The 26,500-nt window shown below is 46.6% G+C and carries 20 protein-coding genes and 1 pseudogene; 6 read left to right on the plus strand and 15 right to left on the minus strand.

The genetic code is table 11. From position 1 onward, the window contains the following. Nucleotide 1 precedes the first annotated feature (1 nt). Nucleotides 2–1,819 (minus strand): multicopper oxidase PcoA, encoded by a 1,818-nt coding sequence (gene pcoA, locus E6P06_RS26080; RefSeq protein ID WP_139935840.1) that lies wholly within the window; start codon nucleotides 1,817–1,819, stop codon nucleotides 2–4. A gap of 234 nt (nucleotides 1,820–2,053) precedes the next feature. Between pcoA and E6P06_RS26085 the strand changes: the two genes are divergently transcribed. Both E6P06_RS26085 and E6P06_RS26090 read left to right on the plus strand, forming a co-directional pair. Then, entirely contained in the window at nucleotides 2,054–2,503 is a 450-nt protein-coding gene (locus E6P06_RS26085) for a hypothetical protein (RefSeq protein ID WP_001023231.1), read from the plus strand. A 274-nt stretch (nucleotides 2,504–2,777) separates the two neighbouring features. Beyond that, on the plus strand, nucleotides 2,778–3,515 hold the full coding sequence (locus E6P06_RS26090; RefSeq protein WP_000287499.1) for a peptidoglycan DD-metalloendopeptidase family protein: 738 nt from the start codon (nucleotides 2,778–2,780) through the stop codon (nucleotides 3,513–3,515). 33 nt (nucleotides 3,516–3,548) lie between these two features. On the opposite strand, the gene E6P06_RS26095 is transcribed toward E6P06_RS26090, so the two are convergent. The 7 genes from E6P06_RS26095 to silC all read right to left on the minus strand — a co-directional run bounded on the left by E6P06_RS26095 (nucleotide 3,549) and on the right by silC (nucleotide 13,217). Then, entirely contained in the window at nucleotides 3,549–3,746 is a 198-nt protein-coding gene (locus E6P06_RS26095; RefSeq protein WP_000843494.1) for a DUF2933 domain-containing protein, read from the minus strand. A gap of 40 nt (nucleotides 3,747–3,786) precedes the next feature. Beyond that, on the minus strand, nucleotides 3,787–6,234 hold the full coding sequence (silP, locus tag E6P06_RS26100) for an Ag(+)-translocating P-type ATPase SilP (protein ID WP_001514621.1): 2,448 nt from the start codon (nucleotides 6,232–6,234) through the stop codon (nucleotides 3,787–3,789). Between the two features lie 126 nt (nucleotides 6,235–6,360). Continuing rightward, nucleotides 6,361–6,801 carry a DUF411 domain-containing protein gene (locus tag E6P06_RS26105; protein WP_000758228.1) on the minus strand — a complete coding sequence of 147 codons (441 nt, stop codon included), beginning with the start codon at nucleotides 6,799–6,801 and terminating at the stop codon, nucleotides 6,361–6,363. Between the two features lie 86 nt (nucleotides 6,802–6,887). Then, nucleotides 6,888–10,034, minus strand: a complete 3,147-nt coding sequence (silA, locus tag E6P06_RS26110; RefSeq protein ID WP_000574031.1) for a Cu(+)/Ag(+) efflux RND transporter permease subunit SilA — start codon at nucleotides 10,032–10,034, stop codon at nucleotides 6,888–6,890. Nucleotides 10,035–10,044: 10 nt separating this feature from the next. Beyond that, nucleotides 10,045–11,337 (minus strand): Cu(+)/Ag(+) efflux RND transporter periplasmic adaptor subunit SilB, encoded by a 1,293-nt coding sequence (gene silB / locus E6P06_RS26115; protein ID WP_001324703.1) that lies wholly within the window; start codon nucleotides 11,335–11,337, stop codon nucleotides 10,045–10,047. A gap of 113 nt (nucleotides 11,338–11,450) precedes the next feature. Next, complete coding sequence (locus E6P06_RS26120) at nucleotides 11,451–11,804, minus strand: Cu(+)/Ag(+) efflux RND transporter periplasmic metallochaperone SilF (RefSeq protein ID WP_001246152.1); 354 nt, start codon at nucleotides 11,802–11,804, stop codon at nucleotides 11,451–11,453. A 27-nt stretch (nucleotides 11,805–11,831) separates the two neighbouring features. Next, nucleotides 11,832–13,217, minus strand: a complete 1,386-nt coding sequence (silC, locus tag E6P06_RS26125; protein WP_000475514.1) for a Cu(+)/Ag(+) efflux RND transporter outer membrane channel SilC — start codon at nucleotides 13,215–13,217, stop codon at nucleotides 11,832–11,834. A gap of 189 nt (nucleotides 13,218–13,406) precedes the next feature. Here silC and silR point away from each other — a divergent pair, with 189 nt between their 5' ends. The 4 genes from silR to E6P06_RS26145 all read left to right on the plus strand — a co-directional run bounded on the left by silR (nucleotide 13,407) and on the right by E6P06_RS26145 (nucleotide 16,735). Then, the gene (gene silR, locus E6P06_RS26130; RefSeq protein ID WP_000697967.1) at nucleotides 13,407–14,087 is read left to right on the plus strand and encodes a copper/silver response regulator transcription factor SilR; all 681 of its coding nucleotides are present in this window, start codon (nucleotides 13,407–13,409) and stop codon (nucleotides 14,085–14,087) included. Further along, nucleotides 14,080–15,561, plus strand: coding sequence for a copper/silver sensor histidine kinase SilS (silS, locus tag E6P06_RS26135; protein ID WP_000555733.1), 1,482 nt, complete (start codon nucleotides 14,080–14,082; stop codon nucleotides 15,559–15,561). Before silR ends, silS begins: the two co-directional genes overlap by 8 nt. A gap of 244 nt (nucleotides 15,562–15,805) precedes the next feature. After that, nucleotides 15,806–16,237 (plus strand): silver-binding protein SilE, encoded by a 432-nt coding sequence (gene silE, locus E6P06_RS26140; RefSeq protein WP_000790485.1) that lies wholly within the window; start codon nucleotides 15,806–15,808, stop codon nucleotides 16,235–16,237. Between the two features lie 147 nt (nucleotides 16,238–16,384). Next, on the plus strand, nucleotides 16,385–16,735 hold the full coding sequence (locus E6P06_RS26145; protein WP_000647571.1) for a DUF305 domain-containing protein: 351 nt from the start codon (nucleotides 16,385–16,387) through the stop codon (nucleotides 16,733–16,735). Nucleotides 16,736–16,903: 168 nt separating this feature from the next. Here E6P06_RS26145 and E6P06_RS26150 read toward each other — a convergent pair whose 3' ends face one another. The 7 genes and pseudogenes from E6P06_RS26150 to E6P06_RS26180 all read right to left on the minus strand — a co-directional run. Next, nucleotides 16,904–18,730, minus strand: a complete 1,827-nt coding sequence (locus E6P06_RS26150) for an AAA family ATPase (protein WP_001239413.1) — start codon at nucleotides 18,728–18,730, stop codon at nucleotides 16,904–16,906. Between the two features lie 563 nt (nucleotides 18,731–19,293). Continuing rightward, complete coding sequence (locus E6P06_RS26155; RefSeq protein WP_001097216.1) at nucleotides 19,294–19,593, minus strand: helix-turn-helix transcriptional regulator; 300 nt, start codon at nucleotides 19,591–19,593, stop codon at nucleotides 19,294–19,296. 352 nt (nucleotides 19,594–19,945) lie between these two features. Beyond that, a complete protein-coding gene (locus E6P06_RS26160; protein ID WP_000262423.1) occupies nucleotides 19,946–20,872 on the minus strand; it encodes a hypothetical protein in 927 nt (308 codons plus the stop codon). Between the two features lie 11 nt (nucleotides 20,873–20,883). Then, entirely contained in the window at nucleotides 20,884–22,440 is a 1,557-nt protein-coding gene (locus tag E6P06_RS26165; protein WP_001324699.1) for a TnsD family Tn7-like transposition protein, read from the minus strand. 40 nt (nucleotides 22,441–22,480) lie between these two features. Next, complete coding sequence (locus tag E6P06_RS26170; protein ID WP_001049180.1) at nucleotides 22,481–23,929, minus strand: ATP-binding protein; 1,449 nt, start codon at nucleotides 23,927–23,929, stop codon at nucleotides 22,481–22,483. Then, the gene (locus E6P06_RS26175; RefSeq protein ID WP_000351437.1) at nucleotides 23,929–26,052 is read right to left on the minus strand and encodes a transposase; all 2,124 of its coding nucleotides are present in this window, start codon (nucleotides 26,050–26,052) and stop codon (nucleotides 23,929–23,931) included. Before E6P06_RS26175 ends, E6P06_RS26170 begins: the two co-directional genes overlap by 1 nt. Further along, nucleotides 26,039–26,491: pseudogene (locus tag E6P06_RS26180) on the minus strand (transposase); the annotation flags it as partial. The gene E6P06_RS26175 and the pseudogene E6P06_RS26180, both read right to left, overlap by 14 nt. Between the last annotated feature and the right edge of the window lie 9 nt (nucleotides 26,492–26,500).

Genomic DNA, 26,500 nt, shown 5'->3' on the forward strand with positions numbered 1-26,500 from the left:
ATCATTCCTCCACCCGGACTTCACGAAACATTCCCATTTCCATGTGATAGAGCAAATGGCAGTGATACGCCCAGCGGCCAAGCGCATCTGCTGTCACTCTGTAACTGCGTTTTGTACCAGGGGGAACATCTATTGTGTGTTTACGAACCATGAAATTACCGTTTTCATCTTCCAGATCGCTCCACATACCATGCAGGTGAATGGGGTGAGTCATCATGGTATCGTTGATCAGCGTGATCCTGAGCCGCTCACCGTATTTCAGCAGCACCGGTGCGGCATCTGAAAACTTGATTCCGTTAAATGACCAGGCAAACTTTTCCATGTGGCCGGTTAAATGCAGTTCTATGGTACGGCCAGGTTCACGTCCGTCAGGATCCTCAAAGCGGCTTTTCAAATCCGCGTACGTGAGAACCTTTCTTCCGTTATTTCGAAGACCAATACCCGGATCATTTAATTTCGGAGAGACGCTCATCGCCTGCATATCAACCAGTGGGTTATCCGTTTCTGACGCAGGATGACTTTGCATACCCGGCATTCCGGCCATCCGGGAATGATCCATACCGGCCATGCTGCTGTGATCCATGGGCGCGGAGGATGTCCCGCTATCCGGAAGGTCAGCACCGTCCATAGACATCATCTCTCCGCTGTTATCCATGCCTCCCATCTGGCTGTGGTCCATTCTTGCCATATCATGTCCCATTCCCCCCATACCCATATCTTCCATGGTCAACAGAGGACGGGGATCGAGGGGGGGAACGGCAGCACTTAACCCCTCTCTCGTGGCCAGTGTCCCTCGAGCGTAACCGGTCCTGTCCATGGATTGTGCGAAGATGGTATAGGCCTCACCCTGAGGCTTCACAATGACATCATAGGTTTCGGCAACGGCAATCCTGAATTCGTCAACGGTAACCGGGTTTACATACTGGCCATCTGCAGCCACGACCGTCATTTTCAGCCCGGGGATACGGATATCGAAATAGGTCATTGCCGAGCCGTTGATAAACCGTAAGCGTATCTTTTCACCGGGACGGAACAGTCCGGTCCAGTTTTTCAGCGGGGCCTGCCCGTTCATGAGATAGGTGTAGGTGTAGCCACTGACATCCGCGAGGTCAGTCGGATTCATTTTCATTTCAGCCCACATTTTCCGATCGGCAATGGTGGCTGACAGCCCCCTGGTATTCACGTCGCGGAAAAAAGAGCCAACGGTTGGTTTATTGAAATTGTAGTAATCCGACTGTTTTTTTAATTTTTTCAGCAGGCTGTGAGGATTTTCATCGGTCCAGTCAGACAACATGACCACATGCTCACGATCGTAAGCAAACGGTTCTGGCTCCCTGGCATCGATGATAATGGCACCGTATACCCCCTCCTGTTCCTGCAGACCGGAATGGCTGTGGTACCAGTAAGTCCCGTTCTGCTTAACCTTAAAGGTGTAAACGTAGGTATCATCAGGCTCTATGCCCATAAAACTCAGCCCCGGAACACCATCCATATTGGCCGGAAGAATAATGCCGTGCCAGTGAATGGACGTCTGTTCATTAAGACGGTTTTTGACCTTCAGGGTAATGGTGTCACCTTCTTTCCAGCGAAGAACGGGCCCCGGCAGGCCTCCATTGATTGTTTTGGCCTGACGCTCACTGCCCGTGATATTGACGGCCGTTTCACCAATGGTCAGGTCAAACTGAGTACCCTGCAGGGATGCGGCAACTGGCAGGCTCAGACTGGAACGCGCATTGAAACTCCATACGCCAAGACTTCCGGCTACGCCAGAGAGGGTTAACCCCTTCAGGAAAGTTCGTCGAGACGTTTTCAACAGCATGCGCATTCCCTTATTTAAAGTATGGTTACTGACAGAATTCGAGAACCGATTTAAATTAAATTACTGGTTCATCCACTTACAATGAAATGAATCTAGCACACCTTAAGAAACAAATTCATTACAATCGTGTAATGTACATAGCTGTATTACATTTACGTCATCTTCCCCACAGGTTGATTATTTTTATATATGATCATAAGGACATCTTTTATGTACCTCAGAAGGTAATTACACATGAATATATTAATCACGGCCACTGCGTTTACAGCTTTATTTTGTGGGGCAGCTTTTGCTCAGTCCAGTGATATTGCCCATGAAGCACATCGATTTGTTAATAATGCCTCAGCCGTCAGTCATGTGAATTCCTCGACGCATGAAAACTTACCGGACAGGGTTAATAAAAACAACACGCCCTCATTCTCTGAAATGAATGAACATGAAAGGGCCATTGTTGCTCATTCATTTATGAACAACAGCGCGTCCTATGCACATCAGAAAATGATTGAGGAACATAAAAAAATGCTGTCCGACAGTGGTGCAAATTCAAAGACCTCCTCTTCTTCTTTTAACGAACTGAATGCCGGAGAGAAAGCCGCCCTCGTGCATGAGCAGGTCAATAATGCCGGTGCGGAAGCTCATCAGACACAGGCAAGAAAGCTTCGCGGCCTGTATTCCTCCAGGTAACTGCAGGCGGGTTAGTGCTTAGCAGGGCTTTACTGACGGGTTACGTAGCAGGACATGAGCCCCATATTGCTCTGCCGTAACCTGTTTCAGTCCCGTTAATCATCACCGTCAGGCTGGTCATACAGTTCCCAGATCTTCAGGAGCAAACGGGAAACAAGATATGTTACAAAAATGACGACCATCAACGGTGCTCCCGATTAACTGGCAGATGACACGCCTCCTGAAAACCCCTAGCATACGCCGCAGTGTTCATGCTAACGGCGAATTCCAGTAAATGTATTCTACCGATGTCGTAAAAGAAAATGCTTACCTTTCAGCCACCCGCTCGGGGCTGGAATCGAACGAGATCGCTATCCTTCAGCGCTCTTTGCCTTCCCGCTTTAATCTTCGGCATTTGAAAAAAAATGAATCATTAAAACTCGTACTGCAAAAGAAAGCGGGAAAATCACGTGTAGTGGCTTATAAATTTACGTCCGGCTCATTTAATTACACGGCGTATCGTATATCAGACAAAAAGTTCTATAATCTTTCCGATACTTCCGGGAAAGGCAGTCTCGATTATCCGTTACCAGCCACAGCAAGACTCAGTTCACCTTTCAATCCTGCAAGACTTAACCCGGTATCGGGAAAAGTGAGTCCCCATAATGGCATTGATTATTCCATGCCCATGAACACGAAAATAGTCAGCGTCATCGACGGAAAAATCACCCGGGCCGAATACAACAGTACCATGGGATATTTTGTTGAAGTAACGGGAAAAGCCGGTGTTAAAACTCGCTATCTCCACCTCAATAAAATACTCGTTACTAAAGGGGCCAGAGTTACCCGGGGAGGTGCTATTGCGTTATCCGGTAACAGCGGACGTTCATCCGGTCCTCATTTACATTACGAGCTGGTCATCAATAACAATCCTGTTAATTCACTGGCGTTCCGGGCATCGGCACCCGCTGATAACAAACTCGAACAGCATGCCTTTGCGCATGCCAGAGACTACGAACGATACCTGGACTGATAACGGGACCGCGACGCGGCCCCGTTTGCCGGATTAATTTTTTTTATCGTTTTCACTTCCGTGATGTTGGTGATCCCCATGCCCTCCGTGGCCGTGGAAAAGATGCATTAGCGGGCAGACCAGCAATAACAGATATGGCCAGTAACCTGCCACATGTGACCAGTGTTCTCGCAGGAGGGCAAATGCCGCGATCGCGGCGACAGCAATAAGCGCATAGGTGGTACTTTTCATACTGGACTCCTTCTGTTCGTAACTGACCCTTCACTCAGTGTTATTTCCCGAGCCTGACACTTTTCAGACGCAACGCATTCACAATGACGCTGACGGAGGAAAGAGCCATGGCCGCCGCCGCAATAACTGGCGACAGCAGTATTCCATACACAGGATAAAGCAGACCTGCAGCCACAGGCACGCCAAGTGCGTTGTAGATAAATGCAAAAAACAGATTCTGTCGGATATTTTTCATGGTGATCTCTGACAGATGACGGGCCCTGTTCAGTATCATCAGGTCGCCTTTGAGAAGGGTGACTCCGGCACTTTCAATTGCCACATCTGTACCCGTTCCCATAGCTATGCCCACGTCAGCCGCTGCCAGCGCCGGGGCATCATTTACACCGTCCCCCGCCATCGCAACCACATGACCAGACGCTTTCAGTCGGGTTATCACTGCTTTTTTGCCGTCAGGCAGAACCCCGGCTTCAACCTCATCTATTCCCAGTTTCCGTGCGACTGCTTCAGCAGTAAGCTGGTTATCCCCGGTGAGCATAACAATGCGGATCCCCGCCTGACGCAAAGCTTTAAGCGCATCCGGCGTGGTTGCTTTCACGGGATCCGAGATAGCTATCAGGCCTGCAAGGTACCCATCTGTGGCCACATAGATAACGGTAGCGCCTTCCATCCGCAACGTATCCGCAACGGCCTTTTGATTATCAATAACGATACTGTTTTCCTGCATAGCCAGTTCATTACCAATAACAACCCGTTGACCTTCAACATCGCCTGAAACACCTTTCCCCGACGGAGCATTGAAATCACTGACTGCGGGTATCATGATCCCCCTGTGCTGGGCTGCCCGGACTACAGCCATACCCAGCGGATGCTGCGAGCCTTTTTCCACTGCGGCCGCTACACGTAAAAGAGATGCTTCCCCACCCGGATTGAGACTGATAATCCCTGTCACCGTAGGCGAACCTTCCGTGAGCGTGCCTGTTTTGTCGACAACCAGCGTGTCCACTTTTTCAAGACGTTCAAGGGCTTCGGCATTCCTGATTAACACCCCGGCCTGGGCTCCTTTGCCTACCCCCACCATTATCGACATCGGTGTGGCCAGCCCCAGTGCGCAGGGGCAGGCAATAATCAGGACCGACACAGCCGCAATCAGACCGTGCGCCATCCTGGGCTCGGGCCCCCAGACAGACCAGATCACGAAAGCAACAACCGCGATAAGTATCACCAGAGGAACAAACCAGCCTGAAACGCTGTCAGCCATTCTCTGGATGGGGGCACGCGAACGCTGTGCATCAGCGACCATCTGAACAATTCGTGAGAGCATCGTTTCATCACCGACTTTCTCTGCACGGATGATAAGACTACCTGTCTGATTAATCGTCCCCCCAATGACAGGGTCACCCTTCGTTTTGGTAACCGGCATAGACTCCCCGGTCACCATCGATTCATCAACGGTTGTTTTGCCTTCGATCACGATACCGTCGACCGGAATACTCTCTCCAGGTCTGATGCGGAGCTTATCGCCAGGCAGGACATCTTCCGCATTAATATCCGTTTCATGACCGTCATGATCCAGCCGTCTGGCGGTTTTGGGGGCAAGGTTCAGAAGCGCAGTAATGGCGCCTGAGGTTTGTTCCCGTGCCCGCAGCTCAAGAACCTGTCCCAGCAGAACAAGCACCGTAATAACTGCTGCGGCTTCAAAATAAACGGCCACCAGGCCATCCATGTTTCTGAACGATGCAGGAAACCAGGAGGGGAAGACGGTTGCAATGACGCTGTAAACCCAGGCTACGCCGGTCCCCATTGCAACAAGGGTAAACATATTCAGGGAGCGGTTACGTAACGACATTCCGGCCCGGGCGAAGAATGGCCAGCCACACCACAACACGACAGGGGAGGCCAGAAGCAACTGCAGCCATGTGTTGTACTGTGGCGGTACTGTATTCCTCAAGTCGGGAAACAGATGAGATCCCATTTCGAGTACCAGAACCGGAAACGCCAGCAACAACCCCAGCCAGAAGCGTCTTGTCATGTCGTGAAGTTCATCACTCGGCCCCGTGGATGCCGTAGCTACGAGCGGCTCCAGTGCCATTCCACAGACAGGACAGCTTCCGGGACCACTGCGGCGTATCTCCGGGTGCATCGGACATGTCCACACACCTTCAGAATTCTCTTTTTCCGCCTGGTGGTGAGGCTGTTTTATCTGATCAGGGCTGACTTCGTGATGATCGTGGTGATGGTGATGGGAATGTTCACTGGCATCTTCGGTAAGATAACGATCGGGATGGGCTTTAAATTTACTCTCACAGCTGGCGGAGCAGAAATAAAGTTGATGGTCCTGGTATCGAATGCTGCTGTGCGCCCTGTCGGGCAGGATGGCCATCCCGCACACGGGATCTCTCACCTTATGCAATACGTGGCCCTCGTCCGGGGATAATGTCTGCTCAGAAGCAGTCTGGTTGTTGTGTTGCACTGCATTGTCATTTTTCACAGTAACTCTCCTTATGCATACCGAAGCATCTTCTGTCTTCAGGGTATGTCATGGATGCGATTACCACGAATATCGCCGGCACAGGAGTGCCTGCTACCGGCGTCCCGTTATCAGCCGTTCCGCTGACTATTCGATTCGCTGGAAGACTTTTTTACTTCCATCCGGTGAGAATGCGATAACATCGTAAGCCTCTTTTCGGGCTCCCATCTCCATTCCAGGACTTCCTGCTGGCATACCGGGGGTGGCGAGACCGTATATACCCGAACCAGACTGCATTGCCTTATGTATCGTTGTCGCAGGCACATGGCCTTCAATGATCAAATTACCGGCAACCGCGGTATGACAACTTCGTAGTCCTGCAGGAATAGCATGCTTTTCTTTCAGGGCTGACAGCGCCTGATCATTCATGACGTGAGTTCGTACTTCAAACCCGTCTTTTTCCATCGCTTTGCCCCACAGGGAACAACAGCCACAGTTTTCAGATTTGTACATATCAATCACTTTTTCACTCGCCATCGCGGGTAGTGAAAGGCCGAGAGCCAGCGCCATTAGAACCACTTTTTTCATACTCACCTCTGTATATTATCGATATAAACCCTGACGTCAGGGTGAATCAGTAAAGAAGGACACCCACAGGGGGTGCCCTTTCAGGTTCAGGACACGCTTTTTTTATGTTTGCGCAGCCAGATTAATTTGTAGGCGGCAGGAATAATGAACAGGGACAGCAGCGGAGCCGTGATCATCCCACCAATCATGGGTGCCGCGATACGGCTCATGACTTCTGAACCTGCACCGGTTCCCCAGAGTATTGGCAGCAGACCCGCAATGATCACCGCCACGGTCATGGCTTTCGGCCGGACACGCAGTACGGCACCATGATATAGGGCTTCATCAAGGCCTTCCGGTGTGAACGTCTCTTTACGGGACAATTCCGGGTGCGCTTCAATGGCATGACGCAGATACATCAGCATGACCACGCCAAACTCTGCTGCCACCCCGGCCAGGGCGATAAACCCGGTTCCGGTCGCCACTGACATATGGAAGCCCTGCCAGTACAGGAACCATATCCCGCCAACCAGGGCAAACGGCAGGCTCATCAGGATCAACAGGGCTTCATCAACCCTGCGGAATGCCAGATATAACAGGATGAAGATGATCATCACCGTCATCGGTACCATCAGTTTTAATTTCTTATTGGCGTGCTCGAGTAATTCAAACTGTCCTGAGAATGCCACACTGGTCCCCGGTCTCAGTTTCACTTTCTCACTGATGGCCGTCTTAATATCGTTCACCACCGACACCATGTCCCTGCCGCGGGCATCAACATAAATCCAGCTGGCTGGCCGGGCATTTTCGGTTTTCAGCATGGTTGGTCCGGAAACGACCTTAATATCGGCAACATCGCCCAGCGTAATTTGCTGCTTCATTGGGGTCAGGATTGGCATCTCTCTCAACGCCTGCGGACTGTTACGGTAATCCTGCGGATAGCGAATGTTAATAGGGTACCGGGCCACGCCTTCAACCGTCTCACCCACCATAGCCCCACCGATTGCTGAAGAGACGAACAGCTGGACGTCGCCCACAGTCATCCCGTACCGGGAAGCTTTTTCCCGGTTAATGTCCACATCAATATAACGTCCACCTTCCAGTCGTTCAGCCAGTGCGGAAACCACACCAGGTACGGTTTTAGCGACTGCTTCGATACTCTGTGCTGTTACATCGATATCCGACAGAACAGTACCCGATACCTTAATACCTATCGGACTTTTAATGCCGGTTGAGAGCATATCAATACGGTTACGGATAGGCGGTACCCAGAGGTTGGCCAGACCCGGTAAACGGACGGTCCTGTCGAGTTCTTCAATAATCTTGTCAATCGTCATGCCTGGACGCCACTGATCCTCAGGTTTGAGCTGGATCGTGGTTTCCACCATTTCGAGCGGCGCGGAATCCGTTGCGGTCTCTGCTTTACCGGTCTTGCCAAATACAGAAGCCACTTCAGGAACGCTTTTGATTAACTTGTCTGTTGTCTGCAGGAGCGCTGCAGCTTCTGCCGGAGAGACGCCAGGCAAGGTCGACGGCATATACAGCAGATCGCCCTCGTTAATCTTCGGCAGAAATTCACCGCCCACCTGACTCAGTGGCCAGATAACCGTGAAAATGGACAAGGCCGCAACCAGCAGGGTTGTTTTTGGCCAGTGGAGGACCCGCAGCAGCAAAGGATGATACGCTTTGATCAGCACCCGGTTCAGGGGGTTACTGGTCTCTGCAGGAATTTTCCCCCGGATCCAGAATCCCATCAGAATAGGAATGACGATGATGGCCAGTGCGGCCGCTCCCGCCATGGAGTACGTTTTCGTGAATGCCAGCGGGCCAAACAGACGACCTTCCTGCCCTTCCAGGGTAAAGATAGGAATAAAGGACAGGGTGATGATCAGCAGGCTAATGAACAACGCGGGTCCCACTTCCACGGAGGCGTCGGTAATCACCTTCCAGCGGGTGGCGTTGTCAATCTGCTCACCCGGATGCTGATGATCCCACTCCTCAAGCCGTTTGTGCGCATTTTCAATCATCACAATGGCGGCATCCACCATCGCACCGACGGCAATCGCTATCCCTCCCAGCGACATGATATTGGCGTTCAGTCCCTGGAAGTGCATGACGATAAAGGCGATACACAGGCCAAGCGGCAGAGAGATAATCGCCACCAGGGCAGAACGTACGTGCCACAGGAACAGAGCACAGACGATGGCCACCACGATAAACTCTTCCAGAAGTTTGGAACTGAGGTTATCAATCGCCCGGTCGATTAACTGGCTGCGATCGTAGGTGGTCACGATTTCAACGCCTTCCGGCAGGCTGGCCTTCAGCGTCTCCAGTTTATCCCTCACTGCCGTGATAACGTCGCGCGCATTTTTACCCGACCGCAGGATCACCACGCCGCCAGCGACTTCTCCCTGGCCGTTCAGCTCGGCAATACCACGCCTCATTTCGGGCCCGGTCTGCACGCGGGCAACATCCCGCAGATAAACCGGCACGCCGTTCTCACCTGTTTTCAGGACGATGTTATTAAAATCATCAATGCTCTGAAGATAACCGCTGGCACGGACCATATACTCCGCTTCGGCCATTTCAACGGATGAACCACCGGCCTCCTGGTTAGACGATTCAAGAGCCTGTTTCACTTCGGGCAGGCTGATCCCATACTGGGACAGTTTTACCGGATTGACCTGAATCTGGTACTGCTTCACCACGCCACCAACCGAGGCTACCTCAGCCACGTTCGGGATGGTCTTCAGTTCAAATTTCAGAAACCAGTCCTGCAAAGAACGCAGTTCTGAAAGGTCGTGTTTTCCGCTGCGATCGACCAGGGCATATTCAAATATCCAGCCCACTCCCGTGGCGTCCGGACCGATTTCAGAGCTCACACCCGCAGGCAGTTTGCCCTGAACCTGATTCAGGTATTCCAGCACGCGCGAACGGGCCCAGTACAGATCGGTCCCGTCTTCAAAAATGACATACACATACGAATCACCGAACTGTGAAAAGCCACGCACGGTTTTTGCGCCAGGTACGGACAGCATGGTGGTGGTAAGCGGATAGGTGACCTGGTTTTCTACAATCTGCGGAGCCTGTCCGGGATAGCTGGTTTTAATAATGACCTGCACATCTGACAGGTCAGGCAGCGCATCGACCGGCGTGTTAATTATCGTCCATGTGCCCCAGATGCTGAGAAACAGTGCGCCCATCATGACCAGGAAACGGTTGGCGACAGAGCGCCGGATAATCCATTCAATCATCGTCGTCTCCTCAGTGCCCTGAATGCATATTTACAGGCTGCTCAGACATTGCTGGCATACTGTTTTCTGTTTTTTCAGGGTGGCGCATACGTTCCAGCGCGCCCGTAATATTGGCTTCGGAGTCAATGAGGAACAGGCCACTGACCACCACGGTATCGCCTTCATTAAGACCGGAGCCAATGCCGGACTGTTGCTGTGATTCATGCAGAACGTGGATCTGTTTCGGCACAAACTTGCCTTCATCATCAACAGTAATCACGCGCTGTTCTTTGCCGGTATCGATAACGGCCTGGCTTGGTATCAGCAGCATCTCCTGACTTTGGGTATTCAGTTTGAGATAGGCATTCATGCCCGGCTTGAGAAACTCATCCTTGTTAGTAACCTGGAGGCGGACCTGAAGCGTGCGGGTTGTCTGATCCACGCTGGGAAGAATGTTCCATTTTTCGACATGGAATGTTTTATCCGGATAAGCCGGTACCGAAATTTCAAACTGCGACGTATCTTTCAGCAGATAGGCGAGAGATTCTGGCACTGCAGCGCTGATCCAGACCGGGTCCATCCCCTGAATCTGAGCCACCACCTTATCTTTGGAAATATTCATGCCGGTGCGCAGGTCAAATGCAGTAATGACACCATCAATAGGTGCTTTAATGGTAAAACGGGTCTGGATTGTGCGGGTTGAACGCAGCCTTTGAATATCCTCTTCCGGCATACCAGCCAGACGAAGTCGCTCCAGAACCCCTTTTATCTGGGTTGGCGTACCGCCTGTACCGGATAACAGCAGAAACTCACTTTGTGCCTCAACCCATTCAGGAATGGTGATATCGATAAGCGGAGTGCCTTTCTTCACATGATCGCCAATCGTCAGGGGATACACTTTTTCGACGAAACCGTCAGAACGCGCCTGCACAATGACAAACTGATATTCGTTGTAACTGACATTAGCCGGGATTGTCTGAGAATAATTCAGCATTCCTCGCGTGACTTTTTGCGTTTTTAATCCCAGATTCTGAACCTGAGTTGGATCGATACGGATCCCGCCACTGCTTTTATCGCCACTTTCATCAGCATATTTCGGCACAAGGTCCATATCCATAAAAGGCGATTTTCCGGGTTTATCAAATTTGGTATCCGGTTTCATAGGGTCATACCAGAAAAGTACCTTTTTCTCCGGTGCCTTTTGTTCTGCTGGTACTGTTTTTTGTGATGAGTTTAAATACTGCCAGGCAGTAACCGATATCAGCCCCCCTGCTATGAGGCTGCTGATAATTATTGCAGCATATTTTATCTTTAAAGAAGCCATACAATTTCTCGCTGAAAAATCAAAACACCTGGCATATGCGCACGATTATTCATTCACAGTAATCCCATAATGAATGTTCAGGCGCACTGGATGTATTCGCTCCGGACTGTTAATCAGGATTGCGTAACGTTAATGCTTTTGAGTAAGGAGATATTGCCCTGCTGAATAAACGAGAAATCGACATGGTTGCCGGTTTTCAGGGCATTGATAGCGTCGTCTGCATTAACAAAAGTGAAGCGCATGGTCATTGCAGGCCAGCCCACCGCCGGGATTGCTTCGTGCGAAATGGTAATCTTTTTACTATTCATATCAATGTCTTTAACGATACCGGTGCCCTTGATAACCTGCTGTACCGAAGCATCACTGGCAGCATTCATATCGCCATGCTGATGTGTTTCAGCATGAAGACCGGCAGAAAACATGACAGAGAAGGCACCAAATAAAACGGCTTTAAGTGAATTACGCATTTTAATTTCCTGATTAATTGAATAAATTTACTCTACCCAACCGCCACCCAGCGCGGTAAACAGATTAATTTCGTTAACCTGTCGGGAATAGGTAAGATCGAGAATGGTTTGCTGCGTCGCGAAGAGGGAACGTTCTGCATCCAGCACTTCGATGTAACTGACAGCACCACTTGCATACAATCCTCTGGCACGCTGTAGAGTTATCTGAAGTGAATCAAGATAACGCTGCTGTGACTCAAGTTGCTGGCTAAGGCTGTCGCGCAGCGCAAGCGTGTCGGAAACATCCTTAAAGGCTGACTGAATTTTTTGTTCGTAATTAACCACGGACTGTTGCTGGCGAATTTCAGCCAGCTTCAGATTGGCTTTGTTCCTGCCAGCATTAAATATAGGAATTTCAATTTTAGGAATAAAATTCCACATTCCACTTCCTGACGTAAAGAGGCTGGACAGCTCCGTACTGCTTGAGGAGAGACCACTGGTCAGGGTAATGGACGGGAAAAAAGCCGCTCGCGCTGCGCCAATATTGGCATCAGCCGCTTTCAACTGGTATTCCGCTTCCATAATATCCGGACGCTGCAGCAATATTTGTGACGACAGATTTGGTGGCAATTTTACTGGTGCGATCTCCCCACCTTTAATCCCTTTTTCTGACGGAACTGCGCGGTACGTTCCCAGCACCAGTTGCAGGGCATTGTTTGCCTGAGCCAGATCGCCTTCTCGTTTGGCTATTTCGGCGCGGGTACTTTCGATTTGCCCCCTGGCTTGTTCAAGCGCCAGAACGTTCGTACTCCCGGTCACCAGTTGTTGCTCAACGAATGCATAAGACTGTTCATAATTTTTCAGCGTTTCCCGCGCAATACGGAGTTGTTCGTACGCCAGTTGCTGGCTGAAATAGCTCTGTGAAACGTTGGAGACCAGCAGGATGTGTACGGCACGACGGGCTTCTTCGCTGGCAAAGTAGTTCTGGCGATCAGCCTCACTCATGTTCTTAAGTTTGCCAAAAAAATCGAGCTCATAGCTGAGCTCCAGACCCGCGTCGTACTCCTGCGTGGTCGGCTTGTCACCTTTCAGACCACCGCTGTATGTAATCCCGGATGAGGCATTCAGTTGGGGATAACGATCTGCATCCGTGACGTTGAACTGGGCCCGGGCCTCTTCAACCTTCAGGGCAGCCATTCTCAAATCACGGTTATTATTCAGGGCTTCACCGATCAGCCTGCTGACCTGGGGATCGACAAAAAAGTTTCGCCAGCCCGTATCCTGATAGCTGTTTACCGCAGGCGTCAGACTGTTTTTAGACAATGAAAACTGCTGGGGAACCGGAGCTGGCGGACGCTGATATTCAGGTGCCAGAGAAACACAACCAGCCAGGATGAATATGGTACTGATGCTGAGTAATTTTAATTTGAACATAACGCTTCTCGTACAGGCAGACCTGGTAAATGGTTCAAACGAAGTCCAGAGTATTGATAGGGATACTTTACCGAACGCTCTCTGTTTGCCGGGTGACAGGATAATGACAATGTTGTCATTTTTGCTGTAATCCGTTGATAACGATCGTGGGCGCAATAAAATGACATTAGCAGCCAGCCGGGGAGCATGATGAAAATATTAATCGTTGAAGACGAAATTAAAACAGGTGAATATCTCAGCAAGGGGCTGACAGAGGCGGGGTTCGTCGTGGATCACGCTGATAATGGTCTGACCGGATATCATCTTGCCATGACAGCCGAGTATGATTTAGTCATCCTGGATATCATGCTGCCTGATGTAAACGGCTGGGATATCATCCGTATGCTGCGCAGTGCCGGAAAGGGGATGCCGGTATTACTGCTGACGGCCCTTGGCACGATTGAACACAGGGTCAAAGGACTTGAGCTGGGTGCGGACGATTATCTGGTGAAGCCCTTTGCGTTTGCTGAACTGCTCGCCCGGGTAAGAACCCTCCTCAGGCGGGGAAACACGATGATCACGGAAAGCCAGCTTAAAGTGGCTGACCTCTCGGTTGATCTCGTATCCAGAAAAGTCAGCCGCGCCGGGAACCGCATTGTGCTCACCAGTAAAGAGTTCAGCTTGCTGGAATTCTTCATTCGCCATCATGGAGAAGTTCTTCCCCGCTCCCTGATTGCCTCTCAGGTCTGGGACATGAATTTTGACAGCGACACTAACGCGATTGATGTCGCAGTAAAGCGACTCCGCGCTAAAATAGACAACGATTACGGGACAAAACTGATCCAGACAGTGCGGGGCGTGGGCTACATGCTGGAGATCCCGGATGCATAGCAAACCGTCCAGACGACCTTTCTCACTCGCTCTGCGGCTGACCTTTTTTATCAGCCTGTCCACAATACTGGCGTTTATCGCCTTCACCTGGTTTATGCTGCATTCTGTTGAAAAGCATTTTGCCGAGCAGGATGTCAGCGATCTGCAACAAATCAGCACCACACTGAGCCGTATACTCCAGTCCCCGGCAGATCCGGATGAAAAAAAAGTAAGCAAAATAAAGGAATCGATCGCCAGCTACCGCAACGTTGCCCTTTTGCTCCTCAATCCCCGGGGTGAGGTGCTGTACAGCTCTGCGCAGGGAGCAGCACTACGCCCGGCCGTGAATTCAGCCGATTTTAGCGAGCACAGCCGCGCACGGGATGTCTTTCTCTGGACGGTGGAGGATACTGCGAGAGCGATGGATACCGGGTCCGGAATGAAGATGGAAACGTACCGGATTATCGCCTCCTCTGGCCAGGCGACATTTCAGGGCAAACAGCAGAACTATGTCATGCTGACTGGCCTCTCCATTAATTTCCATCTCCATTACCTCGATGCGCTGAAAAAAAATCTGATTGCGATTGCCGTCGTGATAAGCCTGCTGATTGTTCTGATCATTCGCATTGCTGTCCGTCAGGGGCACCTGCCCCTTCGTAATGTCAGCAATGCCATTAAAAACATCACCTCCGAGAATCTTGATGCGCGGCTGGAACCGACACGCGTTCCCATTGAGCTGGAGCAGCTGGTTATCTCGTTCAATCATATGATTGGAAAGATTGAGGATGTTTTTACCCGCCAGGCCAATTTCTCTGCCGATATCGCGCACGAGATCAGAACACCCATCACCAATCTGGTGACGCAGACTGAAATCGCTCTGAGTCAGGATCGAACGCAGAAGGAACTTGAGGATGTCCTCTATTCCAGCCTTGAAGAGTATAACCGGATGACCAAAATGGTCAGCGACATGCTGTTCCTGGCACAGGCGGACAATAATCAGCTGATACCTGACAGGGTTCGGTTTGACCTCAGAGCAGAAGTCATGAAAGTCTTCGAGTTTTTCGAAGCCTGGGCCGAAGAACGCAATATTATGCTCAAATTTAACGGGATGCCCTGCCTGGTTGAGGGAGATCCACAAATGTTCAGAAGAGCGATCAATAATCTGTTATCCAACGCCCTGCGTTATACCCCAGAGGGACAGGCAATCACCGTCTCAATAAGAGAGCAGGAGAGCTTTTTTGACCTTGTGATTGAAAATCCGGGGAAACCAATCCCTGAAGAGCATTTATCAAGGTTGTTTGACCGTTTTTATCGGGTGGATCCGTCCAGACAACGAAAAGGAGAAGGCAGCGGCATCGGCCTTGCGATTGTGAAGTCAATCGTGGAAGCACATCACGGAAGAGTGCAGGTGGAATCGGACGTACACTCAACGCGTTTTATCTTATCCGTGCCCAGACTGGAGAAAATGATTCCGGACACCCAGTGCTGGGAATAAAGATTTAAATGACAAAGATGTCATTAGCCTGTCATGCAGCAAACAGAAGCCATTCGATATAATTAGTGCAACTTATCAGGAAGGCTGGATTGCTTTATCAATATCCGGCGTCAGTGGACGCCAGGAAATGAATATCCAGTCCTCTCCCGGAGAAATAAACACTTCCGAACCTGTTTCAGTTATGGAACTGAAAACACCGGTTGTACTCCCCCGGACATCACTAATTAAGAAATGGAGAGTTATCATGAAAAATATCGTATTAGCATCCTTGCTGGGCTTTGGCTTAATTTCTTCGGCCTGGGCCACTGAAACCGTGAATATCCATGAGCGGGTCAACAATGCACAGGCACCTGCTCACCAGATGCAGTCTGCTGCGGCTCCTGTCGGGATCCAGGGGACTGCACCTCGTATGGCCGGTATGGACCAGCATGAACAGGCCATTATTGCTCATGAAACCATGACGAACGGGTCGGCGGATGCGCACCAGAAAATGGTGGAAAGTCATCAGAGGATGATGGGAAGTCAGACCGTTTCCCCTACCGGGCCGTCGAAGTCATTAGCGGCAATGAATGAGCATGAAAGAGCTGCAGTTGCCCATGAATTTATGAATAACGGTCAGTCTGGCCCACATCAGGCCATGGCCGAAGCGCATCGTCGCATGCTCAGTGCAGGCTGACGGCGAGGGAAGTATCTGTGCTGTCCTTATTTCCTTGATAGATTTTTCCGTAACCGGATATATGGCAACATCTTTGCCCCCTACAGGGGGCATTTTTATCAGATTCTGCTACAGTTAACGGGCATCAACGCTAAAAGGATATTTTTTATGAAAGCCAGAAACACTTTATTTGCAGTATTAATGTTATCCCTGCCAGCGATTTCAGCAGAACATTCAGAAATGAAAATGACTGATATGTCTACCTCGGCTTCGTCACAGGAATATATGGCTGGCATGAAAGACATGCATGACAAAATGATGGCTGCCGTAAATGAGTCCGATCCCGACAAGGCTTTTGCGAAAGGCATGGTAGCGCACCATGAAGGGGCAATAGCAATGGCTGAGACCGAGCTCAAATACGGAAAAGATCCGAAAATGAGAAAGCTCGCGCAGGACATCATTAAAGCTCAAAAAGGTGAAATTGAGCAGATGAATAAATGGCTTGATAGTCAAAAGTAAACATTGTAGAAATGTCACGACAAGCGTGATTTTACATCGTTCCTGGGCGCGGGAGTCGGTTAATCTTTATATAATTCAAACCCGATTAATTGCGGGTTTTTACTACTCTGTACTCCGGTCCTTTGTTGAGGACCGGAATATAAGCACCTGAGATGCTTATTTAATACATTATCTCGTCATGGATACAATGTCGCTCAGGATCTCAACCAGCTCGCTTCTCTCCTGCGTTCCGTCATGATAGGTTGATCTTGAGATGATTCTTTCTGATGTCATCTGAGGCCAGAATTTATCTAGTACATTATCGGGTTTCATTCCCACAGCCCGGCCGATTATTTTTTTAGCGTCACAGGTGTCCGTAAACGTGACGGCTACACCAGTAATTTCCTCGATAAGATCCGGGCACAGATAGTTTTCTATCTCACGTTTGCGCGTAGCGAAAAATACCTTACCGGCCTCCTCTACTTCTTTTTTACGCTTCTGGATGGACAGAACCTGTGCAGGGTCTCCCCCAATATCGGAGTCCAGAAATACGCACCAGGGAAGCCCCAGATCTTTGGCCAGATTCAATGTAACCCAGTGTTTGACGCTACCACACCCTCCTATGAGGACTGGCACTATTTTCACGTCCTCCAGAGAGGCTGGCAGCGCACCTGACTGTTTTAATGAACTGGCCGCATGCCTCAGGAAAGTAACATCCGACTTTCCCTCTACCAGAACAATCCCCTGCGCCCTTTCCATACCGGTCTCTGGCAGCACCCCCAGGCTTTCAGTGGCTTCCTTCAGCACTGCGTCATCCGGCATTTTTACTACGGGTTCACCCGCCTCATTTCGGGTAACATAACGTACGCCTTCGACAGGGATTAATCCGGCCAGCGCCGGGACATGGGTGGTGACGATAATCTGACGGTGCGGCTGGCCTGCCAGTGCCAGTAACGCTTTCATCAGCATCATCTGATAGTTCGGATGCTGTGACGTTTCAGGCTCCTCTATGGCATAAATCACATTTCTGGGCGTCCCCGCGACATTCTTTTCAGCCTCAGCCCGAAAAAAATTCAACAGGATAAGCCTCCTTATCCCGCTGCCGCGCTTATTGATGGGGATGCCATTTTCCCCGTCCAGGGTGAAATTGAAGGTCCACTTGGGTTTCTCCTTAAATCGTGGAGTCAGTTCACTGGCGAGTTCGGGGGCCATTTCACGTAATTTATCCAGCGTTCTCTGTGCGACATCCAGGACGCTGTCCTGAATCTCATTTTCCAGCGCTGTAATTTTGTCCTGCAGCGCAGCCTGAGCGTCTTTTACGGCCTGCTGTAAGGGGTTTTTAGCTTCGGAATCCCCGTCGCTGCTTTCCCTGTCGGCTTTGAAAATCGCATACGTGGGCAGCAAATCGAGGATCTTACCCCATAATGATTTTGTGTCGGTTCCGAACTCTTTATCGACATCCAGCATAATTTCCGAACAGGTATAGGGGGCTGCGGCTTCCCTGATGGCCTGACGCCATAACGATGCAGTGCGTTTATCCGCCACATTTTTTTCAACTTCTTTTCCCACCGCCTTGAGCTCAGAAATTTTCATGCCCAGTAAATTTCTCAGGGGCTCCTCATCCGGGTGGATGCAGCGGATGCAGGTCTGCTCCGGTTTTCCTGAGGTCGTTGCTTTAAACGTTTTGACGATTTCAAAATTGCCGTCCTCATTCAGCAGATGTTCTGAGGCGAGCGTGGTCTGCACCCTGTCGTCGATCATGATAAAATCGGGCAGGTCATCAAATTCACAGGCTATTTCAAAACGGCCGTCCCCTTCTCTTAGGCTGAAACAGTTCATGTCATTCTTGTCAGCCTTCATTCCTTCTGTTTCAAAAAAAATAGCCAGCGCTTCCAGAAGCGTTGATTTCCCAAAGTCATTACGACCGACAATACCCGTCATGCTTTCATCAATAATGATTTCAGTAGAGTTTTTGTAGCCTCTGAAGTTTTTCAGTTTTAATTTTCTGAGCCGCATATGAAGTCCTGTGTGTAAGAAAGCGTTTTGCTGCAACCTGAATACAAAATATATTTTCAAATGCCTGCCAACAAGCAGGGATAACCGTTATTCAGAATATCTTAACGACATTTCGGGATTATGATCTGGTCGCGCTTTCAGAACTTTACTGCCCCTCAAAACACCGGAAACTAACTTGTGGTTGGTTACATGGCAAAGTTAAAACTCCAGAATCACGGGTAATGATTTCAATGCTTATTATATTTTTTGGAATTGACTCATGAGCTTTATAATTTAAATGATAATAATAACCATTCTTTTATGCGTAATATTTGCTACTGACACTGATGAATTTAAAAGAAGATAGATTTTCATTTACGGATTATTTCCTAAATTCATCGATAATGTGATCGACATAAAATTTTCACTGAAGAATGAAGAGATAATTTAAGGCCGAGCGAAATAGCTCAAAATGGTGTATTTAACATAACAGAAGAAATGAAAGGCTCTATCGCAACCTGATACTTCAGGCCGCTAAGGGGTTAATCTTGTTGAAGAAAAATTAGACCGGGAAGCGCCAGGCGTCACCATTTCTCCCGCCTGGCTGGAAGTGAAGAATAATTGTGCATAGCTCCGTATTCGGGCTTTGCATCTGACAATGGTTCCCTGGATGAAAGTACGATCTCCACTCCAAGGACGCTGAACACCCTAAACAAACGCTCAAAACCCGCACTTGCAGGGTTGGCCTCTAGTCGGGCATAAGTTTGCTGTGTTATACCCAAACGTTCAGAAACATCTTTTTGCGTCAGTCCGTTGGCTTTGCGAAAGCCGATTAAAACAGGACGTAACTGATTCAAAGTCTTCAAAGCGTATTGAGTGTTCATAAGTGACCTTCCGTATCGACGGGTTAACAAGCATAACGCAGGGATTTACAGCATATAGGCTGTAATGCTCATTAACAGACTATAGGCTGTAATACGAATCTTGCCAAGATGCGGCATCTTTCAAATACAAGGCCGTATTGGGTAAGCAGTACACCGTTATATAGCACCCCTTGCCCCTTTGCTGGAGAGGGACCCACGTGATCGCAGGTCTTTTAGACGTTGTTGCTAACCGGCATCATACACAGGTGGTAACCCCCAGGGAAACTCTATGAGTGATAATTTATTCCTGCCCCAATCAAAATATAAAACCTTATCTAACTAGCTTTCTTAGTATTTTATAAATGAAGTGAAATTAGCGAAGAAGTTTTACATTGTAAAGTGAGCAAAAATATTTACCATTCAACTGGCAAAATTTACAATCTGCAGCCCTTAGCCTGAGAAAATGCACATTAACAGAATAATCATCAAGTCCGATAGAGGCATAACTTACGTCCTCAAAAATATCAGAAATAAATGAGTTGAAATTACAAAAATTAACTTCACTTAACATCTTGAACACCGCAGAAATATATCTATCATGCATTATCTTGACTTCGATAACCTTAGATAAACTTGAATGCGACTTACATTTGAAGAGATCAAAGAGAAAGTAAATCAGCATATTTTTATTGTCCGAAATCCATTTTAAAATTTTATTACGTGCACATGGTAATATATACACTGGATTTTTGAAAGGGTTTGAAACGTCAACCACAAGGGAACAATAACCATGAGGATTTATTCCACTTATAATTAAGTCACTAAGTCCTTTCACTGCATTCAAATAGTTATCAAAACAAACCTCATATAAACTGGTACTATGAACTGCACATTTAGATTCAAACAACCATCTATGACGCAGATAACCAATGCCTTTAGAGTGTATATCTTCAACAATACATTTGTGACAGTAACGAATGTTTGAGATGTTTACCAATGGATATGAATTAGTTATGTGAAAATTTTTCCGACAGGCATCTTCAACAGCGTTAAAATACCCGTAAACACCAGAAGATAACGACACTATATTGGAAGTTAGTATATAACCATTTCTAGTGGCAAGAATGTCATATATATCCTGCAAGCTATGCAATTTGTACATATCAATCAGTTCGAAACGAGGAAAGGCATCGTACCTTAGTGCGCCATGCTTTGATATTATGTTCCTGCAATTGGATAAGTTATACATTATCTGTGAACGCAGAAGAAAACTGTGCCACAATTCATTTTCGTAAACCATATAACTCCCTCTTATTTAATTAGTTCCATTTTTCTGAGAAGTATCATTGTCATTGGTAGTTTATCTCTGTATTTCAAAAGCCAGCCATGCCCTCCCAGTAAAGCATCTAGACTTGTAAGTGACATCGAGTACTGCCCCTGAGATAAAACATCATTTATTAATGATGATGAGATAATATCTCTCTCGCTCCAGTCTACTCTTTTATTTTTATAGCATCGTATTGTTTTAGGAAGACAGGAATTAAGCCAGTCACATTCATGTTTATTTAGCCAATAGAAACTTGCATAACAACTTTCTTTGACTAACTTTCGTGTTATAGAAACGGATTGATTATGTATAAACCTTAATATTTTCTGCTTATGACGCCGTCTTAAAGAATCTTTTTTACATTTTTTACGCCATGAGCATAAACCGTAACAAGATGAAATTACAGAGGATACAGCTCCTTCCGATAATGAGTTTTTCTCAGCTATGGATGCCAGACTAAACCCCCTTACAGCCATAGACTTGATAAGCAATTCAGTGAATATATTAATTTTTGTGTTTCGCTTAAACGCCCTCAGGTATTTTTTATAAATAAGTGTTTTAATGTAACATCTGCTGCGACTAAATTCCTTCCCAAGGTTGCTAACACTAGTATTATTTTCAACTATATGAAAACTGTATTTCTTATGACTTTTAAAGATTTCTTTCTTTTTATTAGTACGACTTCCTGCATACGTTGGCCAGCAAGTATTTAACAAACAATAACAAAGCAAAAGATGCTTTGTGGGATGCTGACAACATTTGTCTTTGAGTATAGGCTCCCAGTAATGATAATCAGTTAGGGATGTTGGTATAAGTCCCGATGAACCCTCCCCAAATAACTGGCACTTAGCATAAACATGTGCGTAGAATACATTTTTCTTTAAATTTCCATCCAATGATAATAAATTCAACTTTTTAAGTACATCCATGTAATTGGGGTGTGTAATATCTTTTCTTCTGATTATATTTAGGGACTCATAACAAAACTTAGCAAAATCGAAGTCTATCTCATTGCTAAGTTGTTCTGTATACGAAACAGGAGGCATCAGTCCAATACGTATGTGCGGTGAAGAAGGGACATGGATGCTTTCAAGCGCTACCGGATGCCGATGGCAGGTTGTAACCCCATGAAGCTGATGCGCCAGATGCCAATAAGTAACACCATAATGAAAAGTATCTTCACGAGCGCAAACCGGGCAAAACTTCAATAGTGTGCGCTGCCCTAGTGAAAAATTACTAAGGCGGCACAATCGATTAAGCCTGGCAGGGGTCGTGTTGAAATCCATAATTTCATTACGACTGATTGGTAGTGCCCAGGCAAAAAGAGGGAGTAAAGTCTGTTCATGCCAGAGCTGATCTGCACTTTCGGATGTATGAAGAGAAATAGCCTTTAATCCTGAATTGAGAATTGGATGGACGTTCATATCAGGTTTGTTGAAAATGATCGTTAACAGAGAAGATGGGGACATACCGTACACGGTAGTTGTCCGACAAAACCGGCTGAACAAGGATTCATCAGGCAAAACAGGCAACATTCTCATTTCCCACACCTCTCTTTGACCGTTACGAACTGTTACCTCATTACAATTTATTAAGTGGATCTATATTTATAAGCCCGCAACGCTGAAGAGCATCGTAGGTATTTTTCTTTTCAGCTGTTCTGTTGATAACAAGATCGTGGTCAAGAGACAGTATTTTCTCGTCGAAATTGCGCAAAACCTCGTCTATTTTTCCTACGAATTCCTTGTGCTGTGGCCTGTCTATATCCCCAGGGATCAAAGACTTTAGGGACTTCTCTGCCATGATTTTAGCCGAAGCATCACCCTCATTAGATGCAGAGAGCCATTTAGCTTCCTCATCTTCAGTCGCGGCCCCCGGGAGTGGAGTATCCTTATATTCCTCCGTATGACTCACGAGTACCGGTACAGAGGCCGACAAGACTGCGCCAGTGATGATTTCATTGCCGCTACCGATAACCTTTAATTGTGCCCCCCGATAAATCATCTGAGCCAATCCAATATTGCCTTTAGATAAAATGAATAATTTTTCGTTTAACTCATCATTTAATGGAGTTTCAACATTTGTCCATTGTAATGGCCATAAATAATGAATAAACGATTGCCAGTCTTGTGAATCGTATCTAACATTCTTAATTTTCATGTAACCACCAGACTCTGCCCGCCTGGCAATTCTCATTTTCTTTGTCAGCGTCTCGTCAAAAGGATGATTTCCACAAAAAACCATAGATACCCCCATGGAATCTACAATTTCATGTAAAAAATCAATCAACTTACTCTCACCCCCGGTTCTTGAAAATTTAAGCCTCTGCATTTCATCAATAACAAGGATACCCAAAAATGATGATTTAATTCTTTGTGCAATCTGGCGAGCCAGAGCACCATTTCTAATCTCAGGTGTAGTTCGTTCAATACCAATTGCATCATCTAATTTTTGTAAAATCTCTTCACAAAGGTCTCTCACACTTGAATTGTATGGACAATTAATCTTTACCCATACAATTTGCTTACTGAAGCCGGGAAAAACTCCTTTATAGCTGCTGTGTTCTATAATCTGAGGGAAATGATCCATGACTTGCTCAATCATGGTAGTTTTTCCAGAACCACTCATTCCAACTATCGTAATAGTTTCAGCCTGGGATTTAAAATATCCACTTTCTGGCTCAATATCAGGACGCTCATTTCCATAGTAATGAAGATATTGAATTGTTCCGCTTTTTAAAGGATTACGAGCTGCATAGCTTTCCCTAAGTGCCCGTAAGATCATCTTATAAGCCTGGATAAGATTGGTTTGAGGGCAACGGAATTTCTTTATACGTTCGACATACTGCTCTCTAACATTCGCCGGGGCAGTCCAGCGGATTTTTTCGTCAATTTCGGGGAAATAACTCATTTCCAGAAGTACTTCATCTTCCGTAAGCGCTTCAGGAAGTGCTTCAATTAAGGGATTGCCACGATACTCAGGTAACTCCTGTTCTTTATATATCGCTGAAACGCGCCGTATAAGGTTCATTATTCTGCGTCCTCAGTCTTCTTCTTACCTTTTAACCATCTTTGTTTCTCCTCCCGGCCAGGCAAAAGCAGAACATTACTGGATGAAGGAAGTAGGGGTTCAGATCTTCCATTAGCAACATGAGTTCGCCCTAATGAATCAAGTTCATTTTTCCTGTTTTTTTTAATATCTTTACCATGTACCCGACGAGATTCGTATATTTCATTTAATCTTTCGTTACCTTTCCTGTTAAATTCATCTTTATTATTGATATTGCTGAGCGAATCCAGAGTAAATAAATTAATTTCTTTTTGAGTATCTACCCAATCAGCCATTACATCTGTATCAAGATGAGCTTTCCCTTTAAATACATCTCTTTTCTTAAGTAGGTAATGTTTTTTGAAAATGCTATTTTTGTCAAATCTTACATATATATAATCTACGCAATTGTCATCTATTCTTGCTTCACAAGTGGTTCTTCCAAATACTCTGACACCTGATGCAATTTCAGGATCACATTCATAAAAAAGATTATTGTACTGAATCCCACCGGCGGTAATGTTAGCGTTCACAGGGATTAACAATCGTGCGATCACTTCGTCGGCCCCAACGGCTCTTGCGCTGAATCTCCCGTGCTTTAAGCTTATCATCCAACTATTTTTTGGTGATATTACGAGATCATTTTCAATCAGTAAGGGATTGATATAAGCCAGTTCCTCATACGTTCTCTGATTATGTGCAAGTATCTCCCGAATCAGTAAAGACGTGACCTCCTGAATCGTTAAACAAGCCCTGGATTGCGGTGTTGGCTCTCCTTTAACAATCTTTCCCCTTCGTGTTGTTCCAATAAGCCTATGAATAACCTCATCATTCAGAATGCCGAAACAGCGTTCAACAATGCTTTTTCTGTCGCCTCTACCGACTGGCGCAAACTCAAGTTTTGTCAGGGGGGTCATCTCTTCCTGAGGTTTAAGACCAATCATCTCCCCGTTGTCACACATCAATGTTAATGGAATGTGAGAACAAGGCCAATCATCATCAGTAATAGAGATTCCAAATAATCTACAATATTCTTTTTTTGGCATAAAGCAATTTGCTAACGCTTGTCGGGCGGCTCGCCATGAAGCATGGTATAAAGAAACATGAAGGCCAACAATCATTCTTGTTGCACGATCCACCACTGTATAAATAGTAGGACGCCCAATGACTTTTCGTCTGTTTAAACTCGAAATAAGATGTACATCAGCGACAGTTGAGTCTATTTCGAAAACATCACCCGGCAAAACAGTTGTATTAGCCACACTACCTAAAAGCGCCCGCATTTTGAGGTCTATTTCTTTTTTCGTGTTCTTCTTATTTATCGAGAAATCTTTAGTGAAGAGTTTTTTATTCCAGTATGAAAATTGTTTTAAAGAAGGAACATATGGAGCTCTATTTTCTAGGTTTGCTGTTTTAATTTCATCCCTAAAATACAAATCAATATGTCTCTCTAATGTTTTCTTTATCGTATCTCCGTTAACTTTATAATGATACGTAATGAGAGATTTTCTAATATTATTTATATCTCTTTCATTAAGAATGAAAACACGTGATCGTTCATTAGGTAATGCTCTGTTTTTTTTGGAATTCCCAAGTTTAATTTCATGTTTGATTCTACTTTTCCCAGCGGCGCCACAGTTCGAGAATGCGGGTAGCAATGCATAAATATCCTGCCCATGTCGCCAATACAACGCCAGAAGCGTTCTGATAGTATATTGTGATATTTTTTTATTTCTGGAGTAATCCATTAAAAGGTGCGACTTTTTATGTAATGCATAGTCGAACAGAAACATTCTGTCATCTACAAGATCTTTAATGATATTGTAATTTTCATCTCGCCTTCCTCTGTCTTTATCTGTTAATTCTTTCTCATCTACTAACATATATGAAGGATATATATAATCTTTACAAGTTATGCTATTTGATTCAATATAATATTTAAACATTGAAAATGAGAAAGGGATTGGCTTACCCGTTCTTTCTGATTTTATTTTAAACAAAATTAACAAATCGACCTTTCTGTCAAAATCCAAAACACGGTAAAGTCCCTCTGCAAGCAAATCAGTGCCTTGAGAGAGCCAGACTGAATTCCTAATAATATCCATTTGCGTTCAGTCCTATATAGTGGTCATTGGAAATTATCTTTATCAGACCGGTTTCGAGTATTGGATATGATAAATCAACATTTATCATTTTTAATCCAATCATTGCCTGCAATAACATCATCGCTTCTTGTGCATCTACCCCAAAGATTGATGAAATCATTGCACGTAGTCCTACTATGGGATAAACATCTGGTTTAAGCTTCCATAGGATTTTATCAAGAGGATATTTATCATAAAATTCAGAACCATCTCTTAATACAGAAGTAGCCCAGCAAATGTTTTTACCGACGACGTTATTGAGTTCCGAGCCAACATAAATTTGAAACTCAACATCAATCAACTGCCAAAACATCCTCTCTATTTCAAGTTTTTGGGCTTCGCGTTCAGGTATGCTCTCGTTATGTTTTACTGCTATAGCTTTGTATCGAAGTCCGCCTTCATGATCTTG

The organism is Citrobacter sp. CF971, from assembly GCF_006385635.1.
GTDB lineage: Bacteria > Pseudomonadota > Gammaproteobacteria > Enterobacterales > Enterobacteriaceae > Citrobacter > Citrobacter freundii.

Coding starts and splice junctions, on each gene's coding strand:
- E6P06_RS26095 (WP_000843494.1), bottom strand. CDS start 3,746: ATGAAAAGTACCACCTATGCGCTTATTGCTGTCGCCGCGATCGCGGCA.
- E6P06_RS26120 (WP_001246152.1), bottom strand. CDS start 11,804: ATGCGTAATTCACTTAAAGCCGTTTTATTTGGTGCCTTCTCTGTCATG.
- E6P06_RS26105 (WP_000758228.1), bottom strand. CDS start 6,801: ATGAAAAAAGTGGTTCTAATGGCGCTGGCTCTCGGCCTTTCACTACCC.
- silE (WP_000790485.1), top strand. CDS start 15,806: ATGAAAAATATCGTATTAGCATCCTTGCTGGGCTTTGGCTTAATTTCT.
- pcoA (WP_139935840.1), bottom strand. CDS start 1,819: ATGCTGTTGAAAACGTCTCGACGAACTTTCCTGAAGGGGTTAACCCTC.
- E6P06_RS26090 (WP_000287499.1), top strand. CDS start 2,778: ATGTATTCTACCGATGTCGTAAAAGAAAATGCTTACCTTTCAGCCACC.
- silB (WP_001324703.1), bottom strand. CDS start 11,337: ATGGCTTCTTTAAAGATAAAATATGCTGCAATAATTATCAGCAGCCTC.
- E6P06_RS26085 (WP_001023231.1), top strand. CDS start 2,054: ATGAATATATTAATCACGGCCACTGCGTTTACAGCTTTATTTTGTGGG.
- silR (WP_000697967.1), top strand. CDS start 13,407: ATGAAAATATTAATCGTTGAAGACGAAATTAAAACAGGTGAATATCTC.
- E6P06_RS26175 (WP_000351437.1), bottom strand. CDS start 26,052: ATGGATATTATTAGGAATTCAGTCTGGCTCTCTCAAGGCACTGATTTG.
- E6P06_RS26150 (WP_001239413.1), bottom strand. CDS start 18,730: ATGCGGCTCAGAAAATTAAAACTGAAAAACTTCAGAGGCTACAAAAAC.
- E6P06_RS26145 (WP_000647571.1), top strand. CDS start 16,385: ATGAAAGCCAGAAACACTTTATTTGCAGTATTAATGTTATCCCTGCCA.
- E6P06_RS26165 (WP_001324699.1), bottom strand. CDS start 22,440: ATGAGAATGTTGCCTGTTTTGCCTGATGAATCCTTGTTCAGCCGGTTT.
- E6P06_RS26155 (WP_001097216.1), bottom strand. CDS start 19,593: ATGAACACTCAATACGCTTTGAAGACTTTGAATCAGTTACGTCCTGTT.
- E6P06_RS26170 (WP_001049180.1), bottom strand. CDS start 23,929: ATGAACCTTATACGGCGCGTTTCAGCGATATATAAAGAACAGGAGTTA.
- silC (WP_000475514.1), bottom strand. CDS start 13,217: ATGTTCAAATTAAAATTACTCAGCATCAGTACCATATTCATCCTGGCT.
- silA (WP_000574031.1), bottom strand. CDS start 10,034: ATGATTGAATGGATTATCCGGCGCTCTGTCGCCAACCGTTTCCTGGTC.
- silS (WP_000555733.1), top strand. CDS start 14,080: ATGCATAGCAAACCGTCCAGACGACCTTTCTCACTCGCTCTGCGGCTG.
- E6P06_RS26160 (WP_000262423.1), bottom strand. CDS start 20,872: ATGGTTTACGAAAATGAATTGTGGCACAGTTTTCTTCTGCGTTCACAG.